Source organism: Rhodanobacter sp. Root561, assembly GCF_001427365.1.
GTDB lineage: Bacteria > Pseudomonadota > Gammaproteobacteria > Xanthomonadales > Rhodanobacteraceae > Rhodanobacter.
Genome location: NZ_LMGH01000014.1, coordinates 180,645 through 200,962, shown reverse-complemented (window position 1 = coordinate 200,962; position 20,318 = coordinate 180,645). Strand labels below are relative to the sequence as shown.

Annotated in this window: 14 protein-coding genes; 12 read left to right on the top strand and 2 right to left on the bottom strand. The window is 66.7% G+C overall.

Going from position 1 to position 20,318, the window contains the following annotated elements; translation table 11 throughout:
- Positions 1 to 101: 101 nt before the first annotated feature.
- Complete coding sequence (locus tag ASD55_RS14945; protein ID WP_056767305.1) at positions 102 to 2,702, bottom strand: glycosyltransferase family 2 protein; 2,601 nt, start codon at positions 2,700 to 2,702, stop codon at positions 102 to 104.
- Between the two features lie 504 nt (positions 2,703 to 3,206).
- On the opposite strand from ASD55_RS14945, the gene ASD55_RS14940 reads away from it, so the two are divergent.
- From ASD55_RS14940 to ASD55_RS14900, 9 genes are all read left to right on the top strand, one after another.
- On the top strand, positions 3,207 to 4,478 hold the full coding sequence (locus tag ASD55_RS14940; protein ID WP_056767302.1) for an HlyD family efflux transporter periplasmic adaptor subunit: 1,272 nt from the start codon (positions 3,207 to 3,209) through the stop codon (positions 4,476 to 4,478).
- A gap of 21 nt (positions 4,479 to 4,499) precedes the next feature.
- A complete protein-coding gene (locus ASD55_RS18550; protein WP_157599025.1) occupies positions 4,500 to 4,724 on the top strand; it encodes a hypothetical protein in 225 nt (74 codons plus the stop codon).
- Positions 4,725 to 4,816: 92 nt separating this feature from the next.
- Complete coding sequence (locus tag ASD55_RS14930) at positions 4,817 to 5,392, top strand: DUF3267 domain-containing protein (protein ID WP_162248794.1); 576 nt, start codon at positions 4,817 to 4,819, stop codon at positions 5,390 to 5,392.
- A 190-nt stretch (positions 5,393 to 5,582) separates the two neighbouring features.
- On the top strand, positions 5,583 to 7,718 hold the full coding sequence (locus ASD55_RS14925; protein WP_056767295.1) for a peptidase domain-containing ABC transporter: 2,136 nt from the start codon (positions 5,583 to 5,585) through the stop codon (positions 7,716 to 7,718).
- A 151-nt stretch (positions 7,719 to 7,869) separates the two neighbouring features.
- Positions 7,870 to 8,613 (top strand): hypothetical protein, encoded by a 744-nt coding sequence (locus ASD55_RS14920; protein WP_157599024.1) that lies wholly within the window; start codon positions 7,870 to 7,872, stop codon positions 8,611 to 8,613.
- 60 nt (positions 8,614 to 8,673) lie between these two features.
- A complete protein-coding gene (locus ASD55_RS14915; RefSeq protein WP_157599023.1) occupies positions 8,674 to 8,892 on the top strand; it encodes a hypothetical protein in 219 nt (72 codons plus the stop codon).
- 13 nt (positions 8,893 to 8,905) lie between these two features.
- A complete protein-coding gene (locus ASD55_RS14910; protein ID WP_056767286.1) occupies positions 8,906 to 9,124 on the top strand; it encodes a hypothetical protein in 219 nt (72 codons plus the stop codon).
- A 55-nt stretch (positions 9,125 to 9,179) separates the two neighbouring features.
- Positions 9,180 to 9,470, top strand: a complete 291-nt coding sequence (locus ASD55_RS14905) for a hypothetical protein (RefSeq protein ID WP_056716178.1) — start codon at positions 9,180 to 9,182, stop codon at positions 9,468 to 9,470.
- Between the two features lie 158 nt (positions 9,471 to 9,628).
- Positions 9,629 to 11,599: an LTA synthase family protein gene (locus ASD55_RS14900; protein ID WP_056767283.1), complete on the top strand. Its 1,971-nt coding sequence runs from the start codon at positions 9,629 to 9,631 to the stop codon at positions 11,597 to 11,599.
- A 53-nt stretch (positions 11,600 to 11,652) separates the two neighbouring features.
- Here the strand turns inward: ASD55_RS14900 and ASD55_RS14895 are convergent, their stop codons facing one another.
- Positions 11,653 to 12,120 carry a Dps family protein gene (locus tag ASD55_RS14895; protein ID WP_056716181.1) on the bottom strand — a complete coding sequence of 156 codons (468 nt, stop codon included), beginning with the start codon at positions 12,118 to 12,120 and terminating at the stop codon, positions 11,653 to 11,655.
- A gap of 146 nt (positions 12,121 to 12,266) precedes the next feature.
- On the opposite strand from ASD55_RS14895, the gene hrpA reads away from it, so the two are divergent.
- The 3 genes from hrpA (at position 12,267) to ASD55_RS14880 (ending at position 20,317) form a co-directional block, all read left to right on the top strand.
- A complete protein-coding gene (gene hrpA / locus ASD55_RS14890; protein ID WP_056767391.1) occupies positions 12,267 to 16,304 on the top strand; it encodes an ATP-dependent RNA helicase HrpA in 4,038 nt (1,345 codons plus the stop codon).
- Between the two features lie 85 nt (positions 16,305 to 16,389).
- Positions 16,390 to 18,522, top strand: coding sequence for a bifunctional (p)ppGpp synthetase/guanosine-3',5'-bis(diphosphate) 3'-pyrophosphohydrolase (locus ASD55_RS14885; protein ID WP_056714707.1), 2,133 nt, complete (start codon positions 16,390 to 16,392; stop codon positions 18,520 to 18,522).
- Between the two features lie 85 nt (positions 18,523 to 18,607).
- Positions 18,608 to 20,317: a hypothetical protein gene (locus tag ASD55_RS14880; protein ID WP_056767280.1), complete on the top strand. Its 1,710-nt coding sequence runs from the start codon at positions 18,608 to 18,610 to the stop codon at positions 20,315 to 20,317.
- Position 20,318 lies beyond the last annotated feature (1 nt).

Below are 20,318 nucleotides of genomic sequence, written 5' to 3'. Positions count from 1 at the left end.
TGTTCGCGGGGTGCGGGCAGCTTACCGAAGTTGGTGTTCGCTTCGTATGAATGGCCTGATCAGCGCGACATCAAGACAAGCGCGTCGCGCCTGATGGCGCATCAGCCGGCCTTGTCGCCCGCCTTGTGCGCGATCCACGCGCCGATCACCGCCGACACGTACGGAATCGATTGCGCGGCGAGGATGAACATCCACAAGGTGCCTTCGATGTAGCGCGTGCCGTAGCCCAGCGCCATGCCGATCACGCACAGCGCCAGCGCGATCGCCATCAGCAGCTCCTCGCGCACCGGGGCGAAGGCGGCGAAGTTGCTGCCGCCCAGGCGCCGGCTCTTGGCGGTCACCACGAACGAGGTCTTCTCGCGGGTGAGGCCGTGCAGGATGCCGCGGGCGATCGCGTGGGACAGGCCCATGCTGGCCAGCGACGCCATCAGCGTGTCGTACCAGCTGCACGGGACGCGGGCGCGATACAGCACGATGCCGAAGATCGCCTTGGCGAAGAAGAAGCCGATCACCGGGATCAGGAACAGCTGCATCGGCAGGCTGAAGTATTGCGGATACGCAATCATGCCCGCGGTCCAGAACAGCGCCATCAGGGTGAAGATCAGGTGCAGCGCGTCGGCGAACCAGCTGAACCAGCCGGTGAGGAAGTGGAAGCGCTGGCCGGCCGAGAGCGGCCCTCGCTGAGTCATCCAATCCCAGCGCCCCTTGAGGATCTGCATCGCGCCGAAGGCCCAGCGGTAGCGCTGGCTCTTGTACGCCTTGAAGTCGGCCGGGGTCAGGCCCTTGCCCATCAGCTCGTCGACGTAGACCAGCTCGTAGCCCGCGTGCATCAGGCGCAGGCCCAGCTCGGCATCCTCGCAGATGGTCCACTCCGACCAGCCGCCGGTGCCTTCCAGCGCGGTGCGCCGGACCATGGTCATGGTGCCGTGCTGGATGATCGCGTTGCGCTCGTTGCGATGGTGCATGCCGATGCGGAAGAAGCCGTCGTATTCCCACGCGGTCATCCGCCGGAACGCGTTGTGCTCGAACTCGCGATGCGCCTGCGGGCACTGCACCACGGCCACCTTCGGGTCGTGGAAGTAGCCGGTGAGCGTGGCCAGCCAGTCGGCGCGCACCTCGTAATCGGCGTCGATCACCGCCACCACGTCGGCGGCCGGATCGGTTTCCTTGAGGCCGAAGTTCAGCGCGCCGGCCTTGTAGCCGGGCCACGGTTCCAGGTGGAAGAAGCGGAAGCGCTTGCCCAGCTTCTCGCAGTAGGCCTGCACCGGCTGCCATACCGCCGGGTCCTTCGTGTTGTTGTCGATCACCAGGACTTCGAAGTTGGCGTAATCCAGCGCGGCCAGCGAATCCAGGGTGATGATCACCATCTCCGGCGGCTCGTTGTAGCAGGCCAGGTGGATCGACACGAACGGCTGCTTTTCCGGCGGATCGGGCGTGAGCATGCTGGCGTGGCGCATCCATTTCGGCCGCCACAGCACCTCGGTGAACTCGAAGCCGTTGATCAGCAGGATCGCCAGGATCGCGATCTGCGCGGGGAACAGCAGGGTGAGCATGGTCCAGTCGACCCAGCTCAGGTAGAAGTTGAACGGCAGCGTGGCCGACCAGGTCAGCAGGCCGCAGGCCAGCTGGATCAGCGCGCAGAAGAACAGCTTGCCCATCAGCCGGAAGCGGCTGAAGCGGCGGGCGAACAGGATCATCGGCAGCAGCGCCAGCAGGCTGGCGGCCAGTGCCTTCCACGGCCAACCGGTGTCCTCGGTGACCGGGCCGGTCAGCGGGAATTTCATCTGGCGGTCGGCGTTGAACATGCCCCAGTACGCGCCGGTGCGGCCTTCGCCCAGGTTTTCCTTCCACGGCTGGTCGAACGCTTCGAGCAGGTAGTAGTCGATGTGCTGCTGCTTGGCGACGTTCATCCAGTCGCGGATGAAGATCGCCTCGTTGGACACCGACGGATCGGCGTACTCGTGCCGGTCACCGTTCGACGGCCAGCCGATTTCGCCGACCACCACGGGCTTGTCCGGAAAGTGCTGGCGGACCTGGTCGTAGGCACCCAGCGCGGCCGGCACCGAATCCTTGCGCGCGATGCCGTTCCAGAACGGGAACAGATGGATGGTGATGAAATCGACGTGCTGGGCCAGCTCGGGATACTTCAGCCAGATGTAGTCCGGCTCGGCGATCGACACCGGCTGGTGCACGGCGGCGCGCACCCGGTCCAGGTAGGTCATCATTTGTTCCGGCGTGAGGTCGTTGCGGAACAGCACCTCGTTGCCCACGATGACGCGAGTGATCGTGTCCGGATAGGCGCGCGCCTTGGCGATCAGCAGCTCGATCTCGCGCTCGTTGTTGTCCAGCCGCTTGTCGATCTCGGCGCCGGCCATCACCTTCAGGCCTTCGGCCTGCGCCAGCCGGTACAGCTGCGGGTTCTGCTGCATGGTGTACGTGCGCACGCGGTCGCTGTACTTGTGCAGCAGCTTCAGGTCGGCGGCGATGTCGTCGCTGCTGGGATAGTCCTGCTTGAACGGGCTCTGGTAGCGCTGGAATACCGACAGCGAGAAACCGCCGATCCTGCCGTGCCAGTCATCCGGACCATGCGGCAGGTTGCCGTACCACCACAGCCCGATGTTCATCGCCGCCACGACCAGCGCGAGCAGGATCGCAGTGAGCAGCGGATATCGGCTGTTGTGGTTTGCTGCGGTGATGCTCAAGAGATCCCCAGGGAGGCTTCGCCGGACTGGCGACCGAGCCGCAGAAGCTTAGCGAATTTGAGACCAACGGCCAATGAATCCCGGGGCGGAGGGAACTCCGTCCGCAAGCGACGGCCTTCGCGAGGCCGGACGCGGACGTCTCCGCGGGAGCTTGTCGGCCGGTGGTTGTGGCGATCGGGTCGAGGTTGTGACCGGCGCGGGCCGGGCCATCGCGTCTTGCAACACCCGTCCGGCTTGATCCAGCTCACAGTTCGGCCGCGTGTGCGGGTGGCTTGCGAACGCACGAGGCATTCCCGGCGGTGTGGTGGAATCCGTCTGCAAGTCCTTGTTGCGGGGAAAGGTTGTGGCGGCGGGCCGGCATGTGCTGCAGCGGTCGGCGGGCAGGAACCGCTTCGTCAATAAGAAACTGTCTTATGGCGCCGCGGGGACATGATCCGAACAATGCGCGGCTTTCGTGCCGGGTGCAGCCTGTTCGGCTCATCGTGGATTGCTGGTCAGGGAAGGATGGTTTTGTCACAGGGACTGTTTCGCCAGGAAGTCATCGACGCCAGACGCGGCGAGTGGCTCGGTTCGATCATCGTGGCCGCGCCGTTGTCGCGCTGGCTGTTGACCACGCTGGCGATGACGCTGGCCACGGTGATTCTGCTGTTCCTCTTTCTTGGCCACTACACCCGCCGTGAGACCGTGGTGGGGCAGCTGGTGCCCAGCGCCGGCCTGCTCAACGTCGCGGCTCCCGACGCCGGCACGATCACCCGGCTGAATGTGCGCGACGGCCAGCGGGTCAGGAAAGGCGAGGTGTTGCTGCGCCTTTCCAGCGAACAGGACAGCGCGGCGCTGGGCGACACCCATGCGCTGGTCGGCAGGCAACTGGAGATCCAGCGCGCCCGCCTGCGGGCCGATCTGGTCAATCAGCAGCAACTGGGCGAGCAGCAGGGCGACGCCCTGCGGTCGCGGATGGCCCTGCTGCAGGGGCAGCTCACCCAGATCGCCGGACAGCTGGCGATCCAGCAGCAACAGGTGACCAGCAACCAGCAGATGCTGGCGAAGATCAAGCCGCTCGCCGCACGGGGCTTCGTATCTGCGGTGCAGATCCAGCAGCAGGAAGCGGCGGTGCTCGACGCACAGGCGCAGTACAAGACGCTGTTGCGCCAGCAACTCGATGCGCGCCAGCAATACGACGAGGCGCAGCAGCAGCTGGCGCGCCTGCCGCTGGACGAGGCAGGCAAGCGCAACGATACCGAGCGGCAACTCGCCGCCCTGGCCCAGTCGACGGCGCAGAACGAAATGCAGCGGGCGGTGGTGTTGCGCGCGCCGCGCGATGGCGTGGTTTCCACCGTGCTGCTGAAGGAGGGGCAGATGGTCGCCGCCGGCCAGCCGCTGCTCTCCATCCTTCCGGCGGGCTCCTCGCTGCAGGCGCAGTTGCTGGTGCCCAGCCGAGCCATCGGCTTCATCGAACCGGGCAGCCGGGTGGTCTTGCGCTACCAGGCTTTCCCCTACCAGAAGTTCGGCCAGCAATACGGCAGGGTCAGCGATATCTCGCGCAGTGCCCTGGGCGTGGCGGAGGTCAATGCCCTGATCGGACAGCAGGCACGCGAGCCGCTGTATCGCATCGAAGTGAAGCTGGACAGCCAGCAGGTGATGGCTTATGGGCGGCCCGAACCGGTCAAGCCCGGAATGGCTCTGGAGGCCGACGTGCTGATGGAGCGCCGTCGCCTGATCGAGTGGGTATTCGAGCCGCTTTACGGCATGGCGCATCACGTTTCGGCGGACCGGTAATCCGTCGCCAGGATAGTAGTGGTGGCAAAAAAATTGGCTGCAGCCTCATCGAATGAAGATGAGGTTGCTGGCCGATATCCGCAGAGCGATCTGCCTAAAACCAAAGGAGTAAAGAAAATGCAGGAACTGAGCATGAATGAAGTCGAGCAGGTCAACGGTGGTTTCATCGTCGTTGTCGCGCTGGCCCTTTTCGATGTGGGCATGATTGCCTATGACGCTTATCAGCTGAAACACATCAACGATTGATTCAATCATCACCATCCGATGATTGAATGACGTTGCCGCCACATGCATTCAATTCATGTGGCGGTTTCAATGAATCCTTGCGGACTGACAGCATGAAGTTCAAGTATGGTTTTCCGCCTCAGGTTGGCTGTGATCTGTCCGATGCGAATCGGCTGATTGAGAATTATGGGCGACTGCACGTCGTGGCAACATTGCTCGGACTGCTTCTGGTCGGGCCATGCCTGTACCTCGCCTGGTCGCTGCTGTGGCCGCACAGCTGGGCTCTTGGCGTCTTTGACCAACCTCCCGGCATCTTCATCGGGACTCTGGTCGGCATAGTCATCGTGCATGAGTTCATTCACTTGCTGGCATTGCCCGGTTCCGGTCGTGGCGAACGCTCATACATGGGATTTGATCCGAAAACGCATCTTCCCTATGTGGCCTATCTGGGCGAATTGAGCCGGCCAAAAGCGGTGATGGTGGCATTCATGCCGATGCTGGTGCTGACGCTGCTGCCATTTCCCCTGGCCTGGATGGTGCCCGCCCCATACCTGCCCATGCTTTCGTCGCTGTCCATATTGAATGGAACCGCCGCGAGCGGCGACGTGTGCATCATCTTTCTGCTGCTCTGCAAAGTACCGCGCCGCGCGGTCGTTCTGGGAGAGTTCTATGGGTTTCGCCACGGCTGATACCGCACCGGTTCGTTGTGCGGCGGTGGCTCGCTGTCGAGCGACCCGGTGGGCGTCTGATGATTTCGCAGGACGGGTCGCGGAATGCATGGAGTCGAGACCGTGGTGAGGACTCCAGGCGACACCCGCATGATGGCCTTGGGCCTCCTGCCATCTGTCGGTCACGTGGCTTGCGGAAGAGCAGTTGCGCATGGCTGACGGCAACCGTTCCGTTCCCGTGGCGGCCGCCGCGCGCCTTCCGCTGCAGTTCGGCTGGTCACGTCACCTGCCGGTGGTCCTGCAGACCGAGGCTGCCGAATGCGGCCTGGCCTGCCTGGCCATGATCGCCAATCATCATGGCCACGACGTGGATCTGGCCGGTTTGCGTCGGCGCTTTTCCAGTTCGCTCAAGGGCGCCACGCTGGCTCGAGTGATGGCGATGGCAGGTCAGCTGGGCTTGGCCTGCCGCCCCTTGAAGCTGGACATGGACGACCTGTCCCAGCTCAGAACGCCTTGCGTGCTGCACTGGGATCTCAACCATTTCGTGGTGCTGAAGAGTGTCCGCAGGCGCGGCATCGTAATCCACGACCCGGCGCGCGGCCTGCGCAAACTCAGCATGAAGGAGGCGTCCGACCATTTCACCGGCGTGGCGCTCGAGCTGAATCCCATGGCCGACTTCGCTCCGGTGCGCGAACGCCAGGCGGTATCCATGCGCGCGCTGACCGGCCGGGTGCGCGGCCTCGTTCCCGCGTTGGCGCAGATCCTGATGCTGGCCCTGGCGCTGGAAGTGTTCGCGCTGGCTGCGCCGTTCTATCTGCAATGGGTGATGGACCAGGTCCTGGTATCGGCCGATCGCGACCTGCTGACCTTGCTGGGCCTGGGCTTCATCGGCATCGCGATCTTCTCGGCGCTGGTCACGGCGGCGCGCTCGTGGGCGGTCACCTGGCTGGGCGCCACGCTCAACGTGCAATGGGCCAGCAACCTGTTCGCCCACCTGATGCGGCTGCCGCTGGACTGGTTCGAGAAGCGGCATGTCGGCGACGTGGTGTCCCGCTTCGGCTCGATCCAGACCATTCAGCGCACGCTGACCACACAGTTCATCGGGTCCCTGCTGGACGGCCTGATGTCGCTGGTGACCTTGGTGGTGATGGCGTTCTACAGCATCGGGCTCACTGCGCTGGTGGCTGGCCTGTTCCTTGTCTATGGGCTGGTCCGCTGGGGCTTCTTCGGTCCGCTGCGGCGCGCCAGCGAGGAGCAGATCGTCTACGGCGCCCGCCAGCAGAGCGAGCTGCTGGAATCCATCCGCGGCGCGATGCCGATCAAGCTGGCCAGCAAGCAGGACGAGCGGCTGTCGCGCTACGCCAATGCCACGGTGTCCACGGCCAACCGCGACATCGCCATCCAGCGGCTGGGCATCGCCTTCGTCCTCAGCAACCAGCTGATGTTCGGTATGGGTCGCGTGGCGATGATCTGGATCGCTGCCACGCTGGCGCTGAAGAACGAGTTCTCCGCGGGCATGCTGATCGCCTTCATCGCGTACGCCGACCAGTTCACCAGCCGCGCCGGTGGGCTGATCGACAAATGGGTGGATTTCAGCATGTTGAAGCTGCATGCCGAGCGAGTGGCGGACATCGCGCTGACCGCGCCGGAAGAAAACTCGTCGTCCTCATGGGACGGGCCGGCTCCCGAGGCGAGCATCGAGTTGTGTAACGTCAGCTTCCGCTACGCCGAAGGCGAGCCGTGGATACTTCGCCATTGCAACTTGCGCATCGATGCGGGCGAGTCCGTGGCTTTCGTCGGGCCCAGTGGCTGCGGCAAGAGCACGCTCGCCAAGATCATGCTCGGGTTGCTTGCCCCCACGGAAGGCGAGGTGCGCTTTGGCGGTGTCGACATCCGCAAGCTGGGGCTCGATGTCTATCGCCGCTGGATCGGCGCGGTGATGCAGGACGACCAGCTGTTCGCGGGCAGCATCGCGGACAACATCAGTTTCTTCGACCCCGAGGCAACGCCGATGCGGATCGAAGCCGCTGCGCGGCTTGCCGCCGTTCATGACGATATTGCCGCGATGCCGATGGCTTGCCAGAGCCTCGTCGGCGACATGGGTTCCAGCCTGTCTGGCGGACAGAAGCAGCGGGTGATCCTGGCGCGGGCGCTGTATCGGCGACCGCGGCTGTTGGTGCTGGACGAGGCGACCAGCCATCTGGATCTGGAGCGGGAACGCCTGGTCAACGCGGCGGTTCAGCGGTTGCGGATCACCCGGATCGTGATTGCGCACCGGCCGGAGACAGTAGCCGCGGCGGGAAGGGTGATCCGGTTGGGCATCGAACGGCCCGCCTGTTCGCCATGAAGAGCGGGAAGGCCTGCTCCGCCATCATGGGAAACGGCGGCTTCCCGATTGCCGCCGCCACAGCGGAGCGCGACATCCCGCATTCGCAAGCGGGTGCATCGACATCATTACGGAGGTGCGGCTCCGGCAACGGATCTGTTCGGGAATACGCATGAAAAAACATGGCTTCATGGCCGGAATATTGATCATCACCGTGCTGTTCAGTCAGTGCGTGTGGGCTGGATGGACCCGGTCTTCCGGCTCGACCATACGGTTCGAGGGGGACATCGAAAAAGGTTCGTACGAACAATATTTGGCGGTCGCCAGGGGTGGCTTTACCAGAGTGCTGCTCAACAGCAGCGGTGGTTACCCTTCCGTGGCGTTGAAGATTGCCAGGGACATCCAGAAGCATCCGGATGTCGAAGTCGACGTGAAAGGAGTGTGCGTTTCCGCGTGCGCAAGCTATCTGGCCATCGCCGGACAGCATCTGAAGATCGAATGCGATTCGGTGGTCGCGTGGCACGGCGGCCTCGGCAACCCGGAAGACGAGGCGCGATCCATGCGCGCCGAGAACATCCCGGAGGGGCTGGTGGTTGCGTATGCGGCCTGGCTCAAGGCATTTCATGCCGACGAGTCGGACTTCTATGTTCGCGCTGGCGTGGATATCGCCTTGCTCGCCGATTCGGAGAAGGCCGTCAGCGCCCTCGATCTGGACGAAAGCTACACGCTGGACGCCGTGACTGGCGAGTACTCGTATTCGACATCCGCCGGGGTCTGGGTGCCGTCGATGCGTTCGTTGAAAAAGTATGGCGTGAAGGACCTGAAGTATTGCCGCGATGACGGCGCGACCGAAATCGGCAAGGCGCTGAAGAAAAATGGCTATTCGGTGAAATTCTCCACCGCCACGTTCCATTGAATGGCCGGTGTGATCCGATCCCTGTGCAGGGGTTCTGCACGTTGCAACAAGGAAGAAGAAATGGATGTTTTGACCCAGAGTGAAATTGGTCAGGTTGCCGGCGGTGATCTGAAGGGGGCGTTGGGTGCAGGCGCAGCCGCATTGGCGGTGGGTGGCGCTTCTCTCGGTGCCGAATGGGGCGCGGTCGCCGTCGGTGTCGCGATCGGTGCGGCCCCGTTGACCGTCGTTGCGCTGGTCGGGCTCGCCGCCTATGCGGGCTACGAACTCATGCAGAACTGAAGGAACCCGGATAATGCAGATCTTGAATGAAAACGAACTGGCCATGGTGAATGGCTCGGGTGCCGGCGAAGCCGCTGCAGCGACCGGGGTCGCGATCGGGATCGGCGCGGCCACGTATGGCACCGCGCTCGGCACCATCGCCGTGGGCGCCGCCTTTGCGGTTGCTCCGCTCGCCGTGGTGGCAATGGTCGGGCTGGCTGCTGTCGCCGGCTACGAGCTTGCCACCAAGTAGTCGTTGCCTTGGCACCTGCCGGCTCATGCCGGCAGGTGCGTTCCGGAGATGAACCATGAGTCCCGACACGTTTGAAATGCTGGCCATGATCACCCTCGTGGTGGGCTTCTATGTCGTCTGCATGCGGCTGGGCGAACTGCATTCGCAACTGCGCAAGCTGGAAAGGCGCCTGCTCGGCGACAGCGAAGCCGACCTGGCGAAGCTGGCCGAGATCCGGTCGCTGGCCGTGTCCGGCAAGCAGGGGCGCGCCGTGGCTGCCCATCGCCGATATTTCGGAACCAGCCTGGCCGAGGCCACCGATGCGGTGCGGAAACTTGATGGTGACGCTGCGGCGCGTGGCGCCTGAGCCGACCTGACGCCGGCCTGCCTGCGGGGCGAATGAGTCGGCACGGCGAAGTCCGGGCATGAGTTTTGGGTTAGAGTCCGCGCTGTAGCCGCTTTTTCGGCGGCGTTCGCAGTGGTCGTCCGTTCGCGGCGCAAGGCGCTGCATGTCTCGGGGATCACATGCGACAACTTACCTGGCGTTTCCTTTTGCTTACCCTGGTTTTTCTGGGGCTGAGCCGGCTCGGCCTTGCGCTATGGCTGTGGCCGCGGGTGGAGCCAGCGGGCGGATTGTGGCCGGTGCTGCTGGGCGGGCTGCGCATCGATCTGAGCCTGCTGGCGATGATCTGTGCACTACCGGCCCTGCTGTCGCCGTGGCTGGGACATCGACCCTGGGCCGCGCGCATCACCGCGTGGTGGTATCGGCTGTGGTGGATGCTGTTCGTGCTGCTGGAGCTGTCCACGCCGCAGTTCATCCTGGAATACGACACCCGGCCCAATCGCCTGTACGTGGAGTACCTCAACAGTCCGCACGAGGTGTCGGCGATGTTGTGGCATGGCTACAAGGGCGTGCTGCTGTTCGCCCTGGTGGGTCTGCTGCTGCTCGGCTGGGTCGGCTTTCGTGTGTTGCGCACGCAACTGGTCGATGCGCGCCTGCGCCTGCGCTGGCGGCCGTTGCTGACCGCGGTGATGTTTCCGCTGCTGTTCCTGGCGGGACGCGGCACGCTGGAGCATCGCCCGCTGAATGCGTCGATGGTGGCGTTCAGCGATGACGCGATGGTCAACACGTTGCCGCTGAATTCCCTGCACAGCGTGATCAATGCGATCCGCGGCATGCACAACGAGCGCTCGTCGGCGACTCTGTACGGGCCGATGCCCGAAGCGGAAATGCAGCAGCTGGTGCGCGAGGCGTCGGGGTTCGAGGGGCCGATGCTCGATCCGCAGCATCCCAGCTGGCATGTGCAGCACGCCTCGAAGCGGCCGGCCGAGCCGCTCAACCTGGTCATCATCGTCGAGGAAAGCCTGGGGGCGCAGTACATCGGCACGCTGGGCGGCGAGCAGTTGTCCCCGCAGTTCGACGCGCTGGCGAAGGACGGCTGGCTGCTGGCGCGGACCTACGCCACCGGCACGCGCTCGGTGCGCGGGCTGGAGGCGATCACCACCGGTTTCCTGCCCACGCCGGCCGAGGCCGTGCTGAAGCAGCCGCGCAGCCAGCGCGGCTTCTTCACCCTGGCCGGCCTGCTCGGCGAGTTCGGCTACCACTCGCGCTTCATCTACGGCGGCGAGGCGCACTTCGACAACATGAAGTCGTTCTTCCTGGGCAACGGCTTCGACGAAGTGATCGACCAGCCGAAGTTCGAGGTGAAGCCCGCCTTCGTCGGCTCGTGGGGCGCGTCCGACGAGGACATGTTCAACGAGCTGCACCATCGCCTGATGCAGGGCGGCACGCAGCCGCAGTTCACGCTGGCCTTCAGCGTCTCCAACCACACGCCGTGGGAATACCCGAGCGGACGGATCGAGGCGAGCGACCCGGCGGCGAGCGTGCAGAACACGGTGCGCTACGCCGATTGGGCGATCGGCCGGTTCTTTGCGAAGGCGAAGCTGTCGCCGTACTGGAAGAACACCGTGTTCCTGGTCGTGGCCGACCACGATTCGCGAGTGTTCGGCGCCAGCCTGGTGCCGGTGCGACACTTCCACATTCCCGCGCTGATCCTCGGTGCGGGCGTGCCAGCCCAGCGTGACGAACACCTCGTCAGCCAGATCGACCTGGCGCCCACCCTGCTGTCGCTGATCGGCATCAGCAGCGTCCAGCCGATGCTCGGTGCCGATCTCACCGTGCATTACCCGGGCCGCGCCATCATGCAGTACGGCGACAACTACGGTTATCTGAAAGGTGACCAGTTGCTGGTGCTGCAGCCGGGCCAGCCCGCGGCGCAGTTCCACTATGAGGTGGCCGACCACCAGCTGACACCGGTGGCGGTCGATCCGGTGCTGTCGAGGTTGGCGCTGGCCCATGCGTTGTGGCCCAGCTGGGCCTACTTCAACCAGCGTTACGGCTTGCCGCCGAAATCCCTCCAGCCCGCGCCCGCTCCGCCGGCGACGGTGCTGAAGCCGATGGAGCCGGACAAGTGCTGCGCCACGCGCCAGCTGTAAAAGAGAAACCCGGCGCAAGGCCGGGTTTCTGTCTATATCCAGGACGCTGGCGATCAACGCAGCAGCGAGCGCAGCATCCACGCGGTCTTTTCGTGCGCCTGCAGGCGGCCGGTGACCATGTCGGCGGTGCCGTCATCGCCGGCGGCGTTGGCGGCCTTGAGCGTATCGCGGGCGGTGGCGGCGGCGATCTCGTGGCCTTCGACCAGCTGGTTCACCATCTCCTTCCATTCCGGCACGCCCGATTCTTCCTTGATCGAGCTGAGCTTGCCGAACTGGCTGTACGAACCCGGGGCGAACACATCCAGCGTGCGGATGCGCTCGGCCACTTCGTCGGCGGCCAGCCACAGCTCGTTGTACTGGGTCTCGAACATCAGGTGCAGGCTGTTGAACTGCGGGCCGGTGACGTTCCAGTGGAAGCTGTGCGTCTTCAGGTACAGCGAATAGGTGTCGGCCAGCAGCTTGGACAGATGCTTGGCGACCGCTTCGCGGTCCTTCTTGGCAATGCCGATGGAAATGGCCATGTGCTGCTGCTCCTTGACGGGTGGGTGAATGCAATGGGTCCACAGTAGCGGGTGCCAGCCCGCCGGTGAAATGAAACCTTCGTATGCCTGCGATAGCTGGTGGCTATCGGGTTGACCTGCGTCCAACAGGTATCATGCGCGGTTCGATGAATGACCATCCGCCACCACCGCCCGATTCCGCCGCCGACCCCGGCCTGCGCGACCTGCGCCGCCAACTGGATGGAGTGTCCAGCCGCGACTTCGGTCGCCTGCTGGGGCGTTGGCGCACGCTGTCGCGCCGGCCCGACGAAAGCAGGCTGGAGGCGCTGCGCGCCGATATCCAGCGCTCCGCGGCCAAACGCCGCGCCCGTGTCGCGGCCAAGCCGGAGATCCGGCTGGACGAATCGCTGCCGATCAGCGCCCGCGGCGAGGACATCGTCAAGCTGATCCGCGAGAACCAGGTGGTAGTGATCGCCGGCGAGACCGGTTCGGGCAAGACCACCCAGCTGCCGAAACTCTGCCTGGCCGCCGGTCGTGGCGAGGCCGGCATGATCGGCTGCACCCAGCCGCGCCGGCTGGCCGCCCGCTCGGTGGCGCGCCGCGTGGCGGAGGAACTGGGCACGCCGCTGGGCGAGGTGGTGGGTTTCCAGGTGCGCTTCAACGACCAGGTGTCCGAGCGCACCCTGGTGAAGTTCATGACCGACGGCATCCTGCTCGCCGAAACCCAGGGCGATCCGTGGCTCAGTGCGTACGACACCCTGATCATCGACGAGGCGCACGAGCGCAGCCTCAACATCGACTTCCTGCTGGGCTACCTGAAGCGGCTGGCGGTCAGGCGGCCGGATCTGAAGATCATCGTCACCTCGGCCACGATCGACACTGCGCGCTTCGCCGAGCACTTCGGCGGCGCGCCGGTGGTCGAGGTGGAAGGGCGGGCGTATCCGGTGGAAACGCGCTGGCGGCCGGCGGAGGCCGTGGCCAAAAACATGCAGCAGGGCAGCACCGAACACATCGCTGCCGTGCTCGACGAAATCAGCCACGACGATCCGCGCGGCGACGTGCTGGTGTTCCTGCCCGGCGAGCGCGAGATCCGCGACGCGCATCAGTTGCTGTCGCGCCGGCAATATCGTGAAACCGAGATCCTGCCGCTGTACGCCCGTCTCTCTGCCGGCGACCAGGACCGCGTGTTCAAGCCCGGCGTGAAGCGCCGCGTGGTGCTGGCCACCAACGTGGCGGAGACCTCGCTCACCGTGCCGCGCATCCGCTACGTGATCGACACCGGCACCGCGCGGGTCAAGCGCTACAGCCAGCGCAGCCAGCTCGAACGGCTGCATGTGGAGCCGGTCTCGCAGGCGGCGGCCGACCAGCGCAAGGGCCGCTGCGGCCGCGTGGGGCCGGGCGTCTGCTACCGCCTGTACGACGAGGCGGACTTCGCCAGCCGCGCCGCGTTCACCGATCCCGAATTGCTGCGCTCGTCGCTGGCCAACGTGATCCTGCGCATGCTGGCACTGAAACTGGGCGAGGTCGACGACTTCCCGTTCCTGGAAGCGCCCGACCCGCGCGTGATCGCCGACGGCTTTCGCCGGCTCACCGAGATTTCCGCGATCGACGAGGCGCGCAAGCTCACCGCGATCGGCCGCACCCTGGCGCGCCTGCCGATCGACGTGCAGCTGGCGCGCATGCTGGTCGAGGGCGAGCAACTGCACGCCCTGCGCGAGCTGCTCGTCATCGTCAGCTTCCTCAGCATCCAGGATCCGCGCGAGCGCCCCGGCGATGCACGACAGCAGGCCGATACGGCGCATGCCGTGTTTGCCGATCCGAAGTCCGACTTCGCCGGCGTGCTGAACCTGTGGCGGGCCTACCACGACGCGCACGAGGAACTGACCCAGTCGAAGCTGCGCGACTGGTGCTCGCGGCATTTCCTCAGCTTCATGCGCATGCGGGAATGGCGCGAGCTGCATCGGCAGTTGTTGCTGGTGGTGGCGGAGCTGGGCTGGAAGCTGGATGGGGGAGAATCCCCTGCCGGGCAGGCCGCGCGCTCTGCTCCTCCCCCTGCGCGCAGGGGGAGGCCGGGAGGGGGTAGAGCTCTTGACGTTGTTGCACAAAGTCAAAAGCGGACCCCACCCCAACCCTCCCCTGCGAGCAGGGGAGGGAGCGAAGCCGGCGACTCCGCGGAACGTGTGTATGAATCCGTCCATCGCTCACTGCTGGCCGGCCTGCCTACCCAGGTCGGCCGCAAGGACGAAAAAGGCATCTACCAGAGCACCCGCGAGCGCAAGTTCCAGGTCTTCCCCGGTTCGGCCTTGTCGAAGGCGCCGCCGAACTGGATCTTCTCCGCGCAGATCCTCGACGTGGGCGGGCGCGTGTGGGGCATGGCGAACGCGCGGGTCGAGCCGTTGTGGATCGAACAGCAGGCGGCGCATCTGCTGCGCACGAGTTGTCGCGAGGCGCACTGGTCGAAGAAGCGCGGCTGCGTGGTGGCATACGAGCAGGTCAGCCTGTTCGGTCTGGTGCTGGTGGAGAAGCGGCCGGTCACGTTCCAGCAGCAGGACCCGGCGCTGGCGCATGCGATCTTCCTGCGTGAGGCGCTGGTACGCGGCGACATCGACACCAGGGTGGACTTCGTGCGCGGGAACCAGCGCGTGCTGGAAGAGGCGCTGGGCATCGAGGCGAAGCAGCGCCGCGAAGGGCTGATCCGCCACGAGGATGATCTGGTCGCGTTCTTCGAAGGCAAGTTGCCCGAGGAGATCGCCAGCTCGCGCGCACTGGATGCGTGGTATCGCAAGGCGCGTCCGGCCGAGCAGGCTGCGCTGCGCTGGTCGCTGGACGACGTGATGGCCGGCGGCGCGGGGCTGGATGTAAAGGCATTTCCGGTCGCGCTGGATATTCCGCCGCAGAAATACAAGCTGGAATACCGCTTCGTCCCCGGCGACGAGGCCGACGGCGTGACCCTGCAGCTGCCGCTGGCGATGTTGAACGCGCTGCCCGCCGCGCGTTGCCAGTGGCTGGTGCCGGGCCTGCTCGCCGACAAGGTGGCCGAACTGATCCGCGGCCTGCCCAAGGCGCTGCGCCGCAACTTCGTGCCCGCACCGGATTTCGCACGCGCCTTCGTCGAGGCGGAATCGCCCTGCGACGAGTCGCTGGCCAAGGTGCTGGCCACGTTCCTGAAACGCACCACCGGCGTCGACATCGGCGCCGGCGAGTTTGCCGGCATCGAACTGCCGCCGCACTTCCTGATGCGCTATCGCCTGCACGACGAACGCGGCAGGACGCTGGCCAGCGGCCGCGACCTGGCCGCGCTGCGAGGGCAGTGGGAAGGCCAGGCGCGCGAAGCGTTCTCGCGCAAGACCGACATCGAGCTGACCCGCGAAGACGTGGCCAGCTGGGATTTCGAGGCGATCCCCGCGCAGGTGCGTTCGGACGGCGGACTGACCGCGTTCCCGGCGCTGGTCGACCTGGGCGAGACGGTGGCGCTGCGCGTGTTCGAGCGCAGCGACGAGGCCCGCGCCGCCCATCGGCAGGGCGTGGTGCGACTGTTGCGCAACGCGCTGGCCAGCGAGGCGAAGCAGGCACGCCGGCGCTTGCCGATCGGCAATGCGCTGGCGCTGAAATACGCGCCGCTCGGTGGCGTCGACGGCCTGCGCGAGGACCTGCTTGAAGGCGGTTTCCAGGATCTGCTGGAACGCCATGAGCTGGACGCGCGCACCGCCGGTGCGTTCGAGGCGCTGCGCACGCAGTTCGCGCGCGAGCTGTTCGGCGCCGGCGTCGAACGGCTGAAATTGGCCGAACCGATCATCGAGGCCCAGGCCGAGATGAAGCCGTGGCTGGCACCGCCGCTGCTGGGTTTCGCCCGCGCCAGCTACGACGATCTTGGCGAGCAGTTCGACGCGCTGCTGACGCCGGGCTTCCTGCGCGAATTGCCGACCGCGCGGCTGGCGCACTACCCGCGCTACCTCAAGGCGATGCGCCTGCGTGGCGAGCGCCTGCGCCAGGACCCGGCGAAGGACCAGCAACGCATGCTGCAGGTGCTGCCGTACTGGCGCGCCTGGCTGCAACATCGCGCCGCCGGCGCCGATCCGGTCGACCTGGCCGAACTGCGCTGGCTGATCGAGGAATGGCGCGTGTCGCTGTTCGCCCAGGAATTGAAGACCGCCGAGCCGGTGTCGGCCAAACGGCTGGCGAAGGCGCTGTCCGCGCTGGGCTGATTCCCCCGCGCGGCATTGGGTCGCCGGTCAGTGAACGGCCCGACCCTGCAGTTAAGATGAAGCATCCAGCGGATACCCGAAGATCATGCCTCCCATCGCCAACACCGGCAGCCTGCAGTCCTGGCGCGAGCGCGTCGGCACGCTGCCGCCGGTGCTGGGCGAGGCGCTCGACGCCTGTGTCTCGCGCAAGCTGCATGAAGCCGAGTGCACCGACGTGCTGGATCTGCTGGGCATGCTCGGCTGCGATGCGCAGACCCAGGCTGCCGCGTTGTGGTTCGAACTGGCGCGCGCCGATCCGGCGCTGTGGCAGGAGCGTCGCGCGAAACTGCCGGCGGAACTGCAGCGGCTGGTGGACGGGCAGCAGGCGGCCGAACAGGTGTGGGCGCTGCACGCGCAGCGACCGCCGCAAGGTGCCGCCGAAGGCTTGCGCCGCCTGCTGCTGGCGATCGTGCGCGACCTGCGCGTGGTGTTCGTGCTGCTGGCCCGCCAGCTGGCGCGCATGCGGGCGGCGGCGAACCTGGCCGACGACGAGCGCCAGGCGCTGGCACGGCTGACCCGCGACATCCACGCGCCGCTGGCGAACCGGCTCGGCATCTGGCAGCTGAAATGGGAACTGGAGGACCTCGCCTTCCGCTACCTGCAGCCCGACACCTATCGCCGCATCGCCAGGCTGCTCGACGAGCGTCGCGCCGATCGCGAGGCGTTCATCCGCGAATCGCTGGACGAACTGCAGCGGGCGCTGGCCGCCGCCGACATCCGCGCCGACCTGGCCGGCCGGCCGAAGCACATCTATTCGATCTGGAAGAAGATGCAGCGCAAGTCGCTGGACTTCTCCGACCTGTACGACATCCGCGCCGTGCGCATCCTGGTCGACAACATCACCGACTGCTACGCCGCGCTGGGCGTGGTGCACGGGCGCTGGCCGCACCTGCCGAACGAGTTCGACGACTACATCGCGCGGCCCAAGGCGAACGGCTACCAGTCACTGCACACCGCGGTGATCGGTCCGGCCGGCAAGACCCTGGAAGTGCAGATCCGCACCCACGAGATGCATCGCGCCAACGAGCTGGGCGTGGCGGCGCACTGGCGCTACAAGGAAGGCGGCAGCGGCGATGCCGAGTTCGAGGCGAAGATCGCCTGGATGCGCAAGCTGCTGGAACCGCGCGGCGACGACGACAGCACGCTGGCCGCCGACCTGCATACCGAGCTGCTGGAAGACCGCGTCTACCTGCTGACGCCCAAGGGCGAGGTGTTCGACCTGGCCCGCGGCGCCACCGTGCTGGACTTCGCCTACCTGGTGCATACCGAAGTCGGTCATCGCTGTCGCGGCGCCAAGGTCAACGGCCGCATCGTGCCGCTGACCTTCCAGCCGCAGAGCGGCGACCGGGTGGAGATCCTCACCGGCAAGGTGGCCGATCCCAGCCGCGACTGGCTGTCGCCCCATCACGGCTACCTCAACACCTCGCGGGCCAGGGACAAGCTGCGCAACTGGTTCCGCAGGATCGCCCACGACACCAACCTCGCGGTCGGCCGCAGCATGTTCGAGCGCGAGCTGCGGCGTCTGGCGCTGACCAGTGCCGACGTGGGCAAGCTGCCGGCGCATTTCCACCTGAAGAACCAGGACGAGTTGCTGATCGCGCTGGCGCTGGGCGAGATCACGCCCGGCCAGATCGCCCGCGTGGTGCAGGAAGCGGCGCAACCGGCGCAGCCGGCGGTGACGCAGTCCAGCACGCCGGTCGCCTCGCGCCACAGCACGCTCGACCACAGCGCACTCAGCATCGAGGGCATCGGCAACCTGCTGACCACGCTGGCGCGCTGCTGCCAGCCGCTGCCGGGCGATCCGGTGCGCGGCTTCATCACCCGGGGTCGCGGCGTGTCGGTGCATCGCGCCGATTGCGCCAGCCTGGCGCGGCTGGCCCGGCGCGACCCGGACCGGGTGATCGAGGTGAGCTGGGGCAGTGCGGCGGCGCAGGCCTACGAGGTCGACATCGAATTGCGCGGCTACGATCGCAAGGGCCTGCAGAAGGACGTCACCAGCGTGATCAGCAACGCGGCCACCCACATCATCGCCTCGTCCAGCCGGCAGTTCGTGCGCACCGGCGAGGTCGAAATGCGCTTCACCCTGCGCGTGCGCGACTTCGAACAGCTGTCGGCCCTGCTCGGCAAGCTGCTGGCGCTGCCCAACGTGATCGACGTGCGCCGCGTCGGCGTCGGCTGAATGCCCACGCAATGCCTGCCCCCGTGCGGGGCAGGGGCTGCTGGCCCGATGGTAAGCTGAGCCGACATTTTCAAAGCCACGAACCATGAGCGGACGCCGCGACCAGCACGACGCACACCCCCCGATGCGCACCGAGCCCACCCTCGGCGATCTCGATCGGCTGGACGCGCCGCGCGCGCCGGCGCCGGATGGCCTGCCGCGGGTTGCGGTGGAAGCGCGCCGGCCACATGGCCGGGCGTCCTCGTCGGCGCGACCGAAATCACGCCGCGGCTGGCTGGTGCCGGTCCTGCTGCTGGTGGTGATCGCCTTGCTGGCGGCGCTGTGGATCAACCAGAACCGCCTGCGCGGCATGGTGCCGCGCACCGACTTCAACACCTTGCTCACCCAGGCGCAGCAGGCCTTGCAGGATGGACGTCTGGACGGCCAGGACGGCAGCAGCGCCCGCGAGCTGTTCCAGGCCGCCGCGGCGCTGGAGCCGGACAACGATCGCGCCCGCGACGGCCTGCGCCAGGTAGGCCAGGCGATGCTGTCGCAGGCCGATGCCTCGCTGCAGGCGGGCAACCTGAGTCAGGCCGCGCAGCAGGCGACGGTGGCCCGCGAACTGCTCGGTGGCGGCAGCGACATCGATCGGCTCGATCACGCGATCAGCAGCGCGCGTGCCGGTCAGGTGCACGCCGTGGATCTGGTCGACCAGGCGCAGCAGGCCTTCGCCGCCGGCAAGCTGGCCGGGCCCGATGGTGCCGGCGCGCTGTATCGGCGCGTGCTGCAGGCCGACCCCGACAACGCGGTGGCCAAGCACGGGCTGGACCAGGTCGGCTACGCGCTGGCAGTCGATGCACGCCAGGCGCTGGATGCGAAGGACAACGCGAAGGCCGATGCCAGCATCGAACAGCTCGCCGCACTGCAGCCGAACAACGGCGCGCTGCCGGCGCTGCGCGCGCTGCAGGCGCAGACACGCAAGCAGGACAACAGCGCACTGGCGGCGGAACTGAAGGCCGGCCAGGATGCGCTGCGCGCCGGCCGCATCGCCGGCAGCGGCGACGACACCGCCCTGGTGCACTTCCAGGCCGTGCTCAAGCTGGACCCCGACAACGCCCAGGCCCACGCCGGCCTCGGCAACGTGGCGCAGGCGCTGACCGTGCAGGCGAGCGCGGCGGTCGACGCGGGCGACGATCTGCAGGCGGAAAAACTGCTGGACCAGGCCGCGCAGCTGGCGCCGAAATCGGCCGACCTGGCGGCGACGCGGGCACGCCTGGGCAGCGCGGCGGCCGCCGCCGTTTCCGATGCCGGCAAGACCACGCCCGCAGTCGCCCCGACCAGCGAGCCGCCGATGCCGGAAGCCGTGTTGACGCCGCAGCAGAGCGCGGCCGTGGCGCAACTGGTGCAGCGCGCCGAACAGGCGACCAGCCACGGCGACATCATGATGCCGCCCGGCGACAGTGCCTACGACCTCTACCGCAGCGCGCTGGCCATCGATGGCAACAACGAGGCGGCGGTGCGCGGACTGCAGGCCTTGCCCGGCAAGGTTCGCCAGCAGTTCGAGCAGGCGCTCGCCGCGGGCAAGCTGGGGCAGGCCAGCGACATGCTGGCCAACCTCGCCGAGCTGGCGCCGGGCGACGCGGCGCAGGGCGCCCTCGGCAACCGCCTCGCCGGTGCCTGGCTGGACCAGGCCGAACAGCAACTGGGTCGCGGCGACCGCATCGGCGCCGGTCAGTCGCTGCTGCGCGCACGCAAGCTGGCGCCGGCGAATCCGCGCGTGCAGGACCTGGACGCCCGTCTGCAGGGTGGCGGGTGAG

Coding starts and splice junctions, on each gene's coding strand:
- ASD55_RS14940 (WP_056767302.1), top strand. CDS start 3,207: ATGGTTTTGTCACAGGGACTGTTTCGCCAGGAAGTCATCGACGCCAGA.
- ASD55_RS14930 (WP_162248794.1), top strand. CDS start 4,817: ATGAAGTTCAAGTATGGTTTTCCGCCTCAGGTTGGCTGTGATCTGTCC.
- ASD55_RS14925 (WP_056767295.1), top strand. CDS start 5,583: ATGGCTGACGGCAACCGTTCCGTTCCCGTGGCGGCCGCCGCGCGCCTT.
- ASD55_RS14920 (WP_157599024.1), top strand. CDS start 7,870: ATGAAAAAACATGGCTTCATGGCCGGAATATTGATCATCACCGTGCTG.
- ASD55_RS14915 (WP_157599023.1), top strand. CDS start 8,674: ATGGATGTTTTGACCCAGAGTGAAATTGGTCAGGTTGCCGGCGGTGAT.
- ASD55_RS14910 (WP_056767286.1), top strand. CDS start 8,906: ATGCAGATCTTGAATGAAAACGAACTGGCCATGGTGAATGGCTCGGGT.
- ASD55_RS14905 (WP_056716178.1), top strand. CDS start 9,180: ATGAGTCCCGACACGTTTGAAATGCTGGCCATGATCACCCTCGTGGTG.
- ASD55_RS14900 (WP_056767283.1), top strand. CDS start 9,629: ATGCGACAACTTACCTGGCGTTTCCTTTTGCTTACCCTGGTTTTTCTG.
- ASD55_RS14895 (WP_056716181.1), bottom strand. CDS start 12,120: ATGGCCATTTCCATCGGCATTGCCAAGAAGGACCGCGAAGCGGTCGCC.
- hrpA (WP_056767391.1), top strand. CDS start 12,267: ATGAATGACCATCCGCCACCACCGCCCGATTCCGCCGCCGACCCCGGC.
- ASD55_RS14885 (WP_056714707.1), top strand. CDS start 16,390: ATGCCTCCCATCGCCAACACCGGCAGCCTGCAGTCCTGGCGCGAGCGC.
- ASD55_RS14880 (WP_056767280.1), top strand. CDS start 18,608: ATGAGCGGACGCCGCGACCAGCACGACGCACACCCCCCGATGCGCACC.